General features: G+C 56.4%; 9 protein-coding genes and 1 pseudogene. 5 read left to right on the top strand and 5 right to left on the bottom strand.

Annotated elements, in window-relative coordinates:
• Positions 1-129: 129 nt before the first annotated feature.
• The 3 genes and pseudogenes from DQG18_RS09510 to DQG18_RS09500 all read left to right on the top strand — a co-directional run.
• Positions 130-1,704 (top strand): annotated as a pseudogene (locus tag DQG18_RS09510) (helix-hairpin-helix domain-containing protein); the annotation flags it as partial.
• On the top strand, positions 1,704-2,093 hold the full coding sequence (locus DQG18_RS09505; protein WP_116654021.1) for a hypothetical protein: 390 nt from the start codon (positions 1,704-1,706) through the stop codon (positions 2,091-2,093). The pseudogene DQG18_RS09510 and the gene DQG18_RS09505, both read left to right, overlap by 1 nt.
• A 192-nt stretch (positions 2,094-2,285) precedes the next feature.
• The gene (locus DQG18_RS09500) at positions 2,286-3,188 is read left to right on the top strand and encodes a hypothetical protein (RefSeq protein WP_116654020.1); all 903 of its coding nucleotides are present in this window, start codon (positions 2,286-2,288) and stop codon (positions 3,186-3,188) included.
• A gap of 1,125 nt (positions 3,189-4,313) precedes the next feature.
• Here DQG18_RS09500 and DQG18_RS16070 read toward each other — a convergent pair.
• Positions 4,314-4,580, bottom strand: coding sequence for a hypothetical protein (locus DQG18_RS16070; protein ID WP_157970091.1), 267 nt, complete (start codon positions 4,578-4,580; stop codon positions 4,314-4,316).
• A 356-nt stretch (positions 4,581-4,936) separates the two neighbouring features.
• Positions 4,937-5,437 carry a hypothetical protein gene (locus DQG18_RS16065; protein ID WP_157970090.1) on the bottom strand — a complete coding sequence of 167 codons (501 nt, stop codon included), beginning with the start codon at positions 5,435-5,437 and terminating at the stop codon, positions 4,937-4,939.
• Between the two features lie 587 nt (positions 5,438-6,024).
• Here DQG18_RS16065 and DQG18_RS09480 point away from each other — a divergent pair.
• Positions 6,025-6,510 (top strand): hypothetical protein, encoded by a 486-nt coding sequence (locus DQG18_RS09480; RefSeq protein WP_157970089.1) that lies wholly within the window; start codon positions 6,025-6,027, stop codon positions 6,508-6,510.
• A 78-nt stretch (positions 6,511-6,588) separates the two neighbouring features.
• On the opposite strand, the gene DQG18_RS09475 is transcribed toward DQG18_RS09480, so the two are convergent.
• From DQG18_RS09475 to DQG18_RS09465, 3 genes are all read right to left on the bottom strand, one after another.
• Complete coding sequence (locus DQG18_RS09475; protein ID WP_116654015.1) at positions 6,589-6,819, bottom strand: hypothetical protein; 231 nt, start codon at positions 6,817-6,819, stop codon at positions 6,589-6,591.
• A gap of 73 nt (positions 6,820-6,892) precedes the next feature.
• On the bottom strand, positions 6,893-7,759 hold the full coding sequence (locus DQG18_RS09470) for a hypothetical protein (RefSeq protein WP_116654014.1): 867 nt from the start codon (positions 7,757-7,759) through the stop codon (positions 6,893-6,895).
• Positions 7,760-8,840: 1,081 nt separating this feature from the next.
• A complete protein-coding gene (locus tag DQG18_RS09465) occupies positions 8,841-13,055 on the bottom strand; it encodes a bifunctional DNA primase/polymerase (protein ID WP_157970088.1) in 4,215 nt (1,404 codons plus the stop codon).
• A gap of 192 nt (positions 13,056-13,247) precedes the next feature.
• Here DQG18_RS09465 and DQG18_RS09460 point away from each other — a divergent pair, with 192 nt between their 5' ends.
• The gene (locus DQG18_RS09460) at positions 13,248-13,751 is read left to right on the top strand and encodes a hypothetical protein (protein ID WP_116654012.1); all 504 of its coding nucleotides are present in this window, start codon (positions 13,248-13,250) and stop codon (positions 13,749-13,751) included.
• The last annotated feature ends 378 nt before the right edge of the window (positions 13,752-14,129 follow it).

The raw sequence follows: 14,129 nt of genomic DNA, 5'->3' as shown, positions 1-14,129 counted from the left end.
GAACATCGACCTGGCGCAGCTTCGCGACGATCTCTTCGGGCTTGTGCTTCTTCTGGGGCATTCCAAAATCCTCTCTAACGGCTAAATAGCCTACTTCAGGGAGGACCACTTTTCAGGGGGCAGGCCAGTCGGGCCGACACGCTCGGCACATTCCAGATCGAATCCCGGGCCCAGATGAGCATGCTGCCCCGTCTCAAGCCGCGGACCTATTACGACCTCGTCGTCCAGGTCGCCATTGTGCGACCCGGTCCAATCCAGGGTGACATGGTCCATCCCTATCTGAGGCGCAGGGAAGGGCTCGAAGCAGTGGAATATCCGCGGCCCGAACTCGAAAAGGTTCTCGGAAAAACGCTCGGTGTGCCGCTGTTCCAGGAACAGGCAATGCGGGTGGCGATCGAATGCGCGGGGTTTACGCCGGGCGAAGCCGACATGTTGCGCAAATCCATGGCGACGTTCAAGTTCACCGGCGGGGTATCCAAATTCCGCGACAAGCTGATCGATGGCATGGTTTCCAATGGCTATGAAAAAGCGTTTGCAGAACAAACCTTCAAGCAGCTCGAAGGGTTTGGATCCTATGGGTTTCCCGAAAGCCATGCGGCATCGTTTGCTTTGATCGCCTACGCGAGCGCTTGGCTGAAATGCTGGCACCCCGACGTCTTTTGTGCAGCGCTGCTCAATAGCCAGCCCATGGGGTTTTATGCGCCAGCCCAGATCGTGCGCGACGCTCAGGAACACGGTATTGAGGTCCGGCCGGTGTGTATCAACACATCGCGCTGGGACTGCACTTTGGAGCCCTCGAGCAATCCCGATACAGACATATTCGCGGTTCGGCGTGGTCTGCGTATGGTCAAGGGGCTGTCCAACGCCAATGCCGCATCGATAGTGGCGGCCCGTGCTGACAAAGACTATGCAAGCATTGATGATCTCTGGCGCCGGGCAGGGGTGCCGGTTGCGGCCCTGACCCAGATTGCCGAGGCCGATGGATACCGCACGAGCTTTGGCCTGTCCCGCCGTGACGCGCTCTGGACCATAAAGGGACTGCGCGATCTCGAATTGCCGTTGTTTGCCGCGGCTTCAAGGCGTGAGGGTACGACCATCTCCGAGGTGAGCGAACCTGCGATTGGCTTGCGATCGATGAGCGATGGCAGCGAAGTCGTTGAAGACTATCGCCATGTCGGGTTGTCTCTGCGCACCCACCCGGTGTCCTTCCTGCGTCCGGACCTGACAAAGCGGCGCATTGTTACGTGCTCGGATGCGATGACGGCGTGCGATGGGCGCTGGCTCGAAACCGCGGGCATTGTTCTGGTGCGCCAGCGTCCAGGCAGCGCCAAGGGCGTCATGTTCATCACCCTCGAAGACGAGACGGGTATCGCCAATCTGGTTGTGTGGAAAAAAGTGTTCGAGCAGCATCGGCGGATCATTTTGTCGGCCGGCATGATCTCGGTGAGAGGCAAGATCCAGCGGGAGGGGGAAGTGGTCCATCTGGTTGCGCGTCACATCCGCGATCTTTCTCCCGATCTGGCCAGCGTCGGGGAGCGTGACGCACCGTTTGCAATGCAGCATGGACGTGGCGATGAGTTTCACCATGGATCGGCAACCCCCGATCCGCGCAGCGATCCGCCAAAAGGCCTTCGCACCCGAGATATCTACATTCCAGACCTGCACATAGATACGATTAGGGTGAAAACGCGCGATTTCCGGTGATGGCGCATGTCACCGGCAGCATCTTGGTTGTCGGAGTCGGCTTTTTGATGTCCCCCAATTCCAGTGCAGCACCGAAGGCTGGAAACCCTTTCCTCGATGGATCAGCGCCGAACGGCGACAACAGGTCCAGGCACGACAAGGTCTGCTCGGCTTGCTCTAAGCGGATGATGCGGGTGCAGAAGAAGTGCCCACATCGTGGGGTAGACCCCCATGGTGATGCCCGACGCCATCCCTCCACCGACGAATCCATGCACGCCCTCCGCTCCAGCCCGGACGAGGTCGAAGAAATGCGTCGCATCGGTCAGCAGACTGCTTCATGTAGCCTGGAGGCGGATGGCAGGCTCGTCGTCGTGCAGGAAGATGGCAGTAGGCGCGAACTCAAACGTTAACGCGCTTTAACGTTGGAGAAATCAATTCGTTGATGTTTTCACAGATCTCGGTGAACCTGGATTCACGTCGGAATTCGGAAAGTTTTCGCGCGTCGAAAACAAATCGTTAACAGAGCGTAGACGTAGCCTCAAGGCTACAGACAGTAGTGAAGGTGAGAGGCATGGGTCCTCGCCGACAATTGGAGCAATCGGATGTATACGACTTCAGATCACGCACAGGGGAAGCTCTTCGATCTTGACAAGGAGATTGGATTTGATCCTGCGGTTCAAAAAATTCTTCTTGGCTTTGGCGCCATTTATTTACAAAAACGTCAGTGGACTATCGCGCCGAAAAAGTCAGACGAACTCGCTGCCGCAATCGATTCCTGGATTGCCGGTGGTCGTCCAGAGAACGGACTGCGAAAGGGCGGCGCGTTTGGTATCACCCATCTCGCGAACGGTTATTACGCCAGCCGCACTCCCAAAAGCATGACGCCGGCGCTGAAGCGCTTGGGCGCATGCTGGAACAAGGCAAACAATTCATGGGCAATCCCGGCTGCACTCACCGAAAAGTTCGAGGAAATGGTCGCGAAAACTCAGGCAGACGCCCACGCAGCAGCGGAAGAGAAATGGCCCGAAATTCCCGGTGTGTCCGTTGATGTGCGCGCGGACGGGACCATCGACGTCCAGTCGCCGTTCGATCCTGCGATCAAGAAGGCAATTAAGGCCGTGCCGACTGCACGTTGGGATCATGATCGGCGCGTGTGGGTCGTGATGGCGAAGTATCGGGCTGCCCTGCGTAAGGCGCTCGCAGGAATCATGGGGGTAGCCGAGGCTGCGAATGATGCGAACGAGGAGCGTCTCTCGCGCGCTCGCACCATGCGGAAAATTCGATGGTCAGAAAAAGACGGCGAGATCAGGATCAGCTCCGGATACAATGACGACGTCATCAACGCTTGCCGCAACCACCGCATGAAGTGGGATGCTTGGAGCAAGACCTGGAGCGGCAAAATGCGACATTACGAGCGCGATGCTCTCCTCGCGCGCCTGATCGAAATCGACGAGGGTTTGCGTAGCTTTGCCCCCGAGCCTGCCCCGGAGACCCAGAGTGCTTAGCGCAATCGAGCACAACCTCGTTCCTGGGTGATCGCTATCGCGGGCGGGGAGCTGAGGGTGACCGCGTTCCACCGATACCTTGAGTTGCGGCATTACAGTATCGATTTCATTATTCGTCTCTCAGAGGGGCACGCGATGCTGCACCCTCCCGGTCTGATCAGCCGATCCAACTGAGATTGCGGTCTTCTATAAGGCGGTGTTGGATTAAATCTGAACGACCGTGGGATCGAATGCGGAAGCTCACTTCCTACAAACTTGTGTCGGCTAGAGCCCACCATTCACTATTCGAAATCGTCTCCGTCCCATCGCGGCACAGGGGGGACCCAGCCACTTGGGAAATTCGTGGTTTGCGCGATCGGGATCAGGTTTATCTGGCGGAACCCGCCAGAACACGGCCACGGATCCTGTCCCGCATCGGGGGCACTTGCCTCGCGCGGCGAGGTTAGCGATGGGATAGGCCGACCCCAATACAGCAATCAACGAAGCAATATCGAGGGGAATCGGTTCGGACAGCTCTTGCCGCGCTTGAGCGCTTCGAGCTTGCGTCTGCAGATCAGTTCGGCCGTCCAGGCATTCTGCAACGCGCCCTCCAACAGTGCCCACGATTCCACTGGCATATCGAGAATGCGTGCGCTGCAAATATTGTCGTCGGGTGCGGCGAGCGCACAGCCGCCGCGCTCCGCGATCCGTTTTGATGGCCCTGTCGTTCATCTCAAGCCAAACACCGCTCCAACCTTCGGGCTGATCTTTTTCGAGCTGCCCGATGCAAACAAACGGTAAGCGAAAATGCCCAAAAACAGGCATTACCCCCTTACTAGTCAGTACACGATAAACACCTGGGGATATTGTCCGGCAGTCAGTCCACCAGCGTGAAAAGCCGCCGCCCTTGCTCAATCCGCCGCAGCCCTAGGTGAATGTCAACGGAGGACACGGGCGATCGGATTTAAAACAGCAAACAAGGTTTGGCGCGTGACACCCACTCCCTCGCAGCTGCCGCGATCGATCCCTTCTCCTGGATTTCGGCATCCAGCCAGCGTAAGCACCGAGGTCATTGAGGACGCGAGGCCCTTGGCGAAGCGATGTCAGCGCACGCTCGATTTCCTCACGGATAGAGGTAAAGTCGGCTTATGAACGTGCTCCAAAAATCTCGTGACCAGAGATGCAGCGCTCGGTTGCGTCAACGAAGTTTGCTCGACGATGGAGAGTGCCTATCCCGCCACCGAAATCATGGACGACATCGTTGCCCTGCAGACGAAAACCAACATCGGCAAATGCTTGGTCCAGTTCGGCAAGTGTCATGCCCACCGACTGGGCGACTTTGGCGGCAGGCTCACCGCGACGAATGCACTTGATGATTCCTGCGGCGAACCGCGGCGTGAATTTCGTTTCCATGGTTTAGCCTTTCCGGCGCCGGCGCCGGCGCTTCGTCGAGCGGCCGGACAATTTGAGTTCGTTAAGCCCGAGGTCGAGTTCACCACGGCTGTCCAAGAAGGGACATAACACCGGACCGGATCGAGGACCGATTGCGACCCATGGCATCAGCGATGAAGCTGTAGCTCTTACCTTCATTCAGCATTGCCACGAGGCGGGCGTCGTCCTCGGGGGTGTAAGGTGTCGACCCAGGCGCAAACGCCGTCCGCTGACCCTGTCCACAGCGCGGGGAATCGATGCCTGCAGCCGCACAGTGGTAAGCGATGGTGACCTGGGGCATGTCGAGACGGCGAGCTATGACAGCGCGAGAAGCGCCATCACGTGCCATCGCAACCAGCCGCCCGATAGTGGAGGTGTCGTACTTGACCATCACGTTCGCGCCCCCTCGATTTGCCGGCGAACCTTACGGTCAACCCACTCAGCAGCCGTTCTTCGACGAAAGGGTCGGCAGCGATATCGGCTTTGAGGCGTTCGGTGTCGTAAGGATCGGCGTCGTCGCCCTTTTCCAATGCTTCCTGGAAGATTTCCTTGACCGGCGCAGCATTGGCATCGCGCTCACGCTGGCTGGCACGGGCATGAATGCCGTCCAGGGCAGTCATGACGCTGCCAAGATCATCTATGGCTACCACGAGAGCCGAAATGTCTTTGCCATCACCTTTCAGGTCAAAAGTCGTGAGCTTGTGAGCAACGGCAACGTCGAGTTCATCTGACAAAAGGTTACGGACGTCAGCGACGGCAACGATTGCGTCGGTGATCTTATCGATATTTAGGCAAGGCTTCGCCGTGGCGCCCGAAGGCGCATTTACTTTCGAATTCATCTGGAGCTCTCCGTTGAGCTGGTTAGTCCTGGGTGTCTCCTGGACGCCAACCCTTGCCAGCCCAACGCCTCCTGGTTTTCGTCTGCGTTTCCCGCTTCAAGAATTCGGGCGCATCGAATCTGTCCATAAGGTCGTCTAGGTCAGGCGGCTGATGAATTGAGACCTTGGGCGCGGTTTGAGATTTCAATCCCACTGGACGAACCCGGTCGGACAAAGCCGGCCGCTGCTCGATGTGTGGAATGAAACCTTTGAACCCCATGTCTCTAACCCTGTGCGTTCGTGACCATTCAAAGATCGGGGCGATTAATGATTTAATCAATCACCCGTCTGCATTTCTCTCGCCTCCTAAGCCCTTGGCGTGTCAACATTAACGCCAGAAACCCCGTCATTATTGGCATTCAGACGCCTAAAAAAAGTGATCACAAGGCCGTGAGCAGGTCGAAAAACCATTGACAAAACCTTAGGTTATGTCCTTTTCCGGCCTTTTTCAAAGGCTTAGAACGAATCGTTCCTTGCATCGATTCGCGCCATCATGCCCGAAGAAATGAGCGGCAACCTCGCCGCTCATGTTTTCCCGGGGAAGAATGATGAAATCAATCCTTATGAAAGTCGCCGCTGTACTTGCCGCGATGCCGAGGTTTGTCTGGCAAAAGGTCTGTGTGTGCGGTGAGTGGATCAGCCAGCTCGTCGCGGTGCCGGCCATGCCAGTGGAGGCTGCCCCCGCGCCAGGCGGCGAGGCGTCAGGCAATACGGCTGACCTCGAGGAAATCAAGGGCATGAAGCGTCTAGCTGGCGTCTTGGTTCAGGACCAGACACCATCCGAGGACGACACCAAGGGCTTAAGCGACAAGGCCATTGATTGGCTGCGGGCTTTGGATCGTCGGTCGTTGTGCGCGGTGCTGGCGGCCGATGCTTCCCAGTTGCGCGCGCACATGCGCGGCAAGGCGCCAATACGCGGGATGGTGCCTTATGACACCGCCGCCATCAAAGATGTGCTTGCCGCCAATGCGCGGCAGCCCGAGCCGCGCAAAACTCTGCGCGCGGCACTCGCGGAACAAGGTATCCATCCTTAAGCCGCCAACAGTCGCGCAAAAGGAAAGGCCTGCCAGTTCATCACTGGCAGGCCTTTTTCGTGGTCGAGTGGCCGTTTGTCAGTCGATAGGGGTATCCAAGACGGCGTTGAGCCGATCAACTTGGAACTGCAGTGCATGACGCTTTGCCCGTTCGGTCACTAGGTCGGCACGGGCAGCCTGGAGTGCTGCAGTCAACATCTGGATGTGCTGGTCACGCTCGACGATAGCAGCGTCATAGGCGCGCTCAGTCTTCCGGATAGCGCTTTGAAACCCGAGGGCAAGGCCTGCTTCACCGTCGCTGATATGCATGATCAATCTCCACTTTCCAAAAGCCTAGCACTCTGATCCTTCGATCCCATAAAAGGAATGTCCAGGATCCTATTTAATTTGTCGAGTGCTGACGATACCGCTCACGCCTCACCCGAAAATCGTTCTCTTTATGCCGCTCGAGAGCATTAAAGAAGCTGAGCTGTTTGAGCGACTTCGACGATATCAGAATGCGAAGCGATGCTGGTAAGTCTGTGGCATCGGACAGCGTCAGATGACTGTCGACATCGATCCCAGCCCGTCCCATCTCTCGCTTCAGAGGCGACTTTGGTGACTTGGTCACCAGCAGTCTTTCGACTTCGCTAGGACGCAGCCGATCCCCTATAGCGAAAATGGCGCCAATTTTGTCGAGTGGGATGTCGAGCTGGAAAGCTTGCTTGCTCGGACGCTTCCCCATCCCGATTGCACGGTCAGACGGGAATTCACCGTGTAGGCAGCCCACCCACCGACTATAGAGACCGAAAGAATACCTTGAGGACATTTCCTTCAACTCGTCAGTCCGGATGTTCCCTCGCTTGCCCATGCGAATCGATGCTTGCACCAACTCATAAGCCCTGCGATCGATCTGAATGCGCCATACCCGTGGCTCGGTCCCAACACCCACATGATCGAAGGCAATGACGGTTGGCATGATCGTGCCATTGGACAACACCATATTCGTTCCCCGAAGCCGATCCAGCCCAGCACGGATGCGGGTGGGGTTTTCGCGATCCAGCAGTTTCGTGATGCTCACCTGCGGAATGTCGACGATGTAATCGACAGCATGCTCGGCCGCATCAAGGATCAGGTACCAGATCTGCAGGTCTGATCCAGTGAGCGATTTGCCGGACGGACGGAGGCTACCCTCGCCGTCTTTATGAGGAGTGTAAAAGGCACTGCTAAGGACAGCCAGAGGGATGGCGATATTGCGGTGCACGGGCATGGTCAGACCTCAAAAACGGGTGGCTTACAATAAACAAAGCTCGGCTAATGTAATCCCTTGCGTAGCAGGGCACAAGTGGGGGTGCGTTGTTTTTTGTAAGGTCCAATATAATAGCTATCTAATCTTACTATGAGTCAGCGAACTGCGCGCGCGAGGGCCGCAGGCCCGATGTGGCGTCTTTTCTGCTGACTGAATCGGCTGGTCGATAGCTGCGAGGAAGCCAAGGGAAAACTGCATTGGCAGGATCAGGCAATGAGCGATATCGATTATTGAATATAATTGGACTGCACTCTTTACGGCGCTTCGCGCCTAAGCGCAGTCCTTTGATAGCGATACCTTTGCTCTTCGCAGTCATGGACGCATGTCCGATATCCAACTCCCGCCCCGCCGAAATCGACCGTCAGATGGCCGTTTATGGCGCCCTCAATCAGTGACCTTGTCACTTGCATAGTCTCAGTCCATATAGGAAGGCATGGCACGAACGAACGCGCAAAAACGAGCACAGCGGCTCTCCAGTCAACGCACCCGGCAATCCCGCCGGCGAGAGCGCATGTCCGAGAGGGGCCGGCCGGATACCGCTCGATGCGACACTGCCCTGGTGGAAGCTTTGGCTTTCGCACTGGCGGAAGCAGCCATGACTGGAGCTCCTGCGGACGGATCAACCGAAATCAACGTGAGACGTCTTTTAAAGACCGCCACGGCCATTCTGGTTGATCGAAAGGGTTTTGCCCGCGATGAAGCTGTGACTGCTCTCAGAAGTCGAATATCGATGCGACCGGAGCATTTGGACGCCAGTTTTATCCCCAGCTTGCAGCCTAATCCAGATGCGCAAGCAGATCGAGCTGCGCAAGCACAAACTGCCTAGACACCCCCGTTACCCCCTCAAACAAGGTTACGCATGCGTCGGTGACAAGGTCACTCTTGTGTCTTACACAGGTAACGCTTATATTCGATTGCTCAATGCAAATCGACTGACAGCACCGTCTTGGATCTCCAGGCGGTGCTTTTTTTGTTGACGCAAGAATTGGCTGCTGGCCTTAGATTGTTCCATGACGCATCAGCAACGCCCACACACAGGGAGTTACTTGGACGCCGTTGGCATAGTTGATGGCTTGAATGCCTTGAACTTCGGCAGCGCCGCGAATCGCACGACGTTGTCTGGCGCGTCTGCCATCGATTCCGAGCTGTTCGCCGGTGTGGGTGCAGGCTGCCCCTTACCGAATGATAGCTCAACGGGCGGGCGCTTTGCCCGCTCTTTCGTGACGGCGTGGCGCAGATCCTGATCAACTTCGGCATGCTCAAGGATAACTGCTACAGTCTTGTCGTCGAACTCTTCCAGCGTGGTCACGATTTGATCTGCATCCATTTCCGAAAGCATGAAGGCTTCTGCCGGAACGCCGTCCAATATCGTCGCTACTTCGTGCTCGGCAGCCATCTTTTTCACTCGGTCTGACAGCATTTCAAATGCGACGTAGACGTGTGGTGACTGTGTGCGGCCATTGAGCAAAATGCCATGACGCTTCTCATCGTATGTCACCTGCCCATATTCTTCACGCATATCGAGGCCAGACAGTAGGGCAGTGATTTCGCTTGTCCGATCATCACCCAGCTCGATCTCGATCTTGTCGGGTGCAGGGAGTGTAAACGTTGAGTGCCGCGGTGCGAAAGCTATGCGCGGCTCATCCTCGAGTTCGGAGACTTGTGCTTTGACGATGGCCAAGGGATCGGCTTCGTATCCCGGCACGAATGCAAAGTGCGGTGTGTGCTGTAGAATCTTGCCGTCCCACTCGTTCTTCAGCGTGTAGTGGATCTTATAAAAGCCCTGCGACATGCGTTCATTTCGCGATAGGGTCTGGAACGCCCCCTCAATGGCTGCAGTGCCCAAACCTGAAAAGTATGGATTGAAAAGCCGATCCTCGCGGATGACCTTCCCGATTCCGAGTTCGTGGATGATTGGTAAAGAGCGACCAAATGGGCGTGCCAGATCTTCCAGGGTGATCACCTCGTCGACGACCACGCCGCGCGGCAGCACCCGCCCAAAATGGTACCACACGGGCGCACGGCCGGAGCGATAGACAGGGCGTAGGCGGCCAAGGAATTGCGACAACTCTTCTTCGCGCACTTGCTCGACCACGATCTTGGCCCATTCACCCTCGGGCTCAAAGACCTTGACGACTGCCTTGCCGCCATCGCGCAATGGTACCTCACGGTCGACCATGCGCCGCTCGATTTTTGGAGCGTCGTCTTCCAGTCCTTGGCGTCCATTCCCGAAAGGATCAGTGGGCTTCTCCGGCACGTCATCGTCATAGGTGAGAGCGCCGATAATTGCATCGAGATCGCGCGGGCGCAGCTCAAGCTGTCCGATTGAAACCGCAGCGCCGTGGTGCTTTGCAAAGTCGAGACCGCGGATATTTCCAAAGTGCATAAAATGCAAGTTGGCTGGCTGGTGGAAATTCTGCTGCAGGTCTTTGCGGACATTGAGCGCTGCAGCAGCGACCACCCCGCCGTCACCATGCAACATGGAAATGGCGGTCAATCCTTCACGCAGCAGGCATTGCTTTGCCGCTTTTCCGAGTCGGGCTTCAAAGCTATCACCATGATGTGGCAGCAGTCTGGATTTCGCATACGATCCATCTGGAGCCCATACGCACCGCACAAATAGGGGTGCTTCGATCTCGTGCACGGTGACGTCACGCTGCCAGATCTTTTCAAGGACTTTCTGATCGCCCGAAGCGTCGAGCCACAGGACAGGCTTGTCGTCGAAATTGAGTTTTTTGCGCCACGAGATGCGGACGTTTTCGCCATCGTCAACAAGTTGTACACGTGCGTCGGTCTCGCCTTTTGGCGCAAGGGTTGGCGATATATCTGACTGCTTAAACGCCTGCACTCGATCTTCAAAAATGCCGAGAGCCTGGTGCTCTTCGACCAGGTTTTTGGCTCTCATCCCCGACGTGGCAGCGATGATATTTGCGAGTGGTGTGGAAGGATTGATGTCCATCGCAACGCGTTGCAGGCGGCCTGTGACCCAGCGACCGTGCTCAAGCAGCGTTGGCCCATCTTTGTGCGCGAGAATGGCTGCAGCAACGTCTTTTCGATCCTTGAGAGCCGCGACGATGACAGCGCCCAGTTCATCGCGTGACTGCACGCGGTGCCATGCAACGACACCCTTTTCCTTCTCCTTCTTTGTGACTGCAGGTTCGTCACGTGGAGTGGTGAAAGTGTCGAGGGAAAAGAACTTGGTGCCGATGGCTTTGTCCCACACGCGTTCGTCGACGATGACCGCGGTCACGTCCTTCAAAGCTGCAGGGGTATTCGTAGTGATAAATGCATGGGGTGCCAGAACCAAGTCTGAAAGAGGGATTCCGAGCTGCTGTAGGATTGCATTGCAAGACGGTGTGGAATCATCGCGGTCGGGGTTTTCGGGATGATATGTGCACCACTTTGTAACCTTGTTGTTGCGGGTTTCCCCGTCCACTTCTTCCTTTTCAATGTCGTCAGCCTTGCACAATCCTGATGTGTTGATGCCTGCGCTCTGCAGGAGCTTAACTTTTTCATCCATCATGCAGCCGGCTGCGATCTTGCCACGATAGACCATGGCTTTTACGCCACGACCCTCTGCTTTCGCGATAATGTCGGCGGCTGCTTCCTGGGTCTCTTTCGTCCAAACACCGAGGTCATCGCGGCCCGCGATTTCTTCGATATTCGCATAGGACGGCAGGAGCATGAGGATGGGCCCGAGCGTGCGATCGGGGTACTCGCGTTTCCACTCGCCCAAAACCGTCAGCAAGGTGGTAGTCTTGCCAGAGCCCGTGGGTGCCTTCAGCAGGTGTGCAGGAAGCAGGGTTTTTTTTTTATTCTTGCTATCCGCCGCCGTTTTCCATTCCCACAAATCTTCGAGGAATTGCCAGATCGCGGCCCTGATTTCCCTCGACACGCGCTGTGTGATTTCGATCCGATTGTGCACCAGTGCGACTGCAGTTGCTGCCAAGGCATCAGGATCGTTGCGTGCGTAAATGTCATCCGGAATACGCTTCCGGTCGGCAGTTTTTGGAAGCCATGAGAATTCGGCATCGAGTTGCACGACGCCCTGGCCGACATTGTGCTCGACGACTTGTGTCAGCTCATTGATGCGCCTCGTCCCGATCGCCTCATAGCCCTCAACGCCATCAGCGATCTTCTGTGCTGCCGAGCGCAGCAGGTCTGCCACGTGCCGGTGCACGGTATTTGTCGTCAATCCTTTGCCTGCGCTGAAGTCTAGGTGCTGCTCGCTCTCATGGACCATAGCGTTAGCAATGGCTGCGATACCCTCTTCAGAGACATCGCGACGACCGCCATCGAGCGGTGCGACAATACCGGCATTCCATCGAGCCCACGGCAATGAACGTTTGAGCAGCCAGTCCTTCCGACCTTCAGAAGCATAAGAGAATGCCGCCAATTCGGCAGGCATGGGCGGCACTCGGGTATCGCCGACATCGGTATCAGCATAGCGTACCGGCACTGCAGTCATTTTACGCTTGAGCTTTTCGAACCCGACAATAGGCGAAATTTCAGTGTGCAGTCGTTCGATGAATGCCATCAGCTGGCTTTCATCAACGAGTGGCGCTGCCGATGGTGGGGCAGTGAAGGGTTCGGCGCTGCCGTAATATTTGAAGCGCTCGCCTGATTTGTGGTGGAAACCATAAAGGGTCGCCAAGCCACCGTCGTCTTTGATTTCGATGGCTTGCTTTTCACCGTCATGCATTTCCTCGAGCACGAAGTTTTTGCTCGGCAACCGCAGGGCGCCCAGGGGTCTGGTGTAGATGCGTGCACGTTTTGAGACGCTGTCCCGACCACGGATAAAGGGGGACACTCCAAAGATCTCATCCGCCAATGCGTAGATTTGATCAGCGAGTTCAGGGCGCAAGATATCGAAATCAAGCAAAAACCATCCGCATGTTCCAAACGAATCGCCTGTGACGCCTGCGACGTTGAGATACCCCAGCTCATCAGCCCAGGCTTTGACAGCATTGATCGGCGCTAGCTGCTGGTGCATGTGGAAAACGTTTTTGTACTTTATCGTCCCGGCTGTTGGCCCGGCGCCTTTCACGCGTCCGGGCTTGCGATTGTCGGCATCGCGCGTCTCCGGGATCGTTGCCCAGCCCATCTCGTGTAGTGGCAAACCCAGAGATCCATAAAGGAACGTGCTGTCATACCTTCGGGGCAGCGCGCGCGGGTTCGGATGCAGCGCAATACCGCTTGGATAATCAGTGATTTTGGTGGTGGTTGCCGCGTCACGCGGATCAATCCATGATGACATTAGCCCTAGTCTTACATGCAAATCGTTGATGCGGTCGATCTATTGCCGACCTCCTGTCTAAAATCACTCCAGACCATGAACGAATCAAGACCGATTGTGCGATTTACGGGTCAAGACCTTAACTTTGGAGCTCATCACGGGCTTCATGCAGACGCGCCAAATACCTGACGGAAAAGTGGTTGAAAGACCCGCATGACTGAAATTTGTTACATTAAGCCGGTGAATGTCAGTTATTTGTTACATTTGCCCCGTCTGATCGGGATCTGTGGCCACCCTGGCGCCGGCAAATCCGACGTCCAAAACGCCTTGGAAAAGCACTTCCATTACACGCCGACCGATGACGGGCAGCCACTCCGCGCGATCGCCATAGATCAATTCGGGCTGTCCCACGATGACGTCTATACCCAAGCCGGGAAGCACTGTCACAGCACTATCGACGGCCGATACATCCAACACCGGGACGTCTTGGGCCGCATAGGCAACGCCCTTGAGACCCAGCTCGGCGAAAACTTACTGGCATGGTTAGAGACCAAAAACCTTGATCCCAGCAATCGCTATTCCTTCGGATCAGTGCGCCGGCAGCAAGGTGTGGTTTACCGCGCCCTGGGCGGCGTTATACTCGGCATTCGCCGGCCTAGCGTGGAGCCATCCAGGTACGAGTTCGACCGCTTCGATGAGAGCTTGGTCGACGTCTGAATCGACAACGATGGCGATTTGGAAGTCCTGGAGCGAAAAGTGATCGGTGCCCTGCAGGAAATCAATTTGAAGCGGATGGCCGCGTAACTCCCCGGCAACTCCCCTGTAACTTATTTTTCCGCAGGATCGATAAAAAGTTGTCAAGAACAATGGCTTGCGGGCGGGGTTAAATACGGCGGAAATGCGTCACCAGCGCCAACCACGCCCAAATGGCTTGCGATTGCCAGGCGGCCAGACAAGATCATCAGCATCCCAACCCCGCTCCACTTGCCATGCCGTGTGGGCTTCTTGGCGGCGTTCCGGACGCATTCGCTGCAGTGCGTGGTCATGCGCTGTCGACGGCGACTTATAAATGCCCGACTGCCCATCACGATCGTG

This window comes from Pelagibacterium sediminicola (assembly GCF_003390885.1).
In the GTDB taxonomy this organism is placed as follows: domain Bacteria; phylum Pseudomonadota; class Alphaproteobacteria; order Rhizobiales; family Devosiaceae; genus Pelagibacterium; species Pelagibacterium sediminicola.
This window is presented reverse-complemented; position numbering and strand designations above follow the sequence as displayed.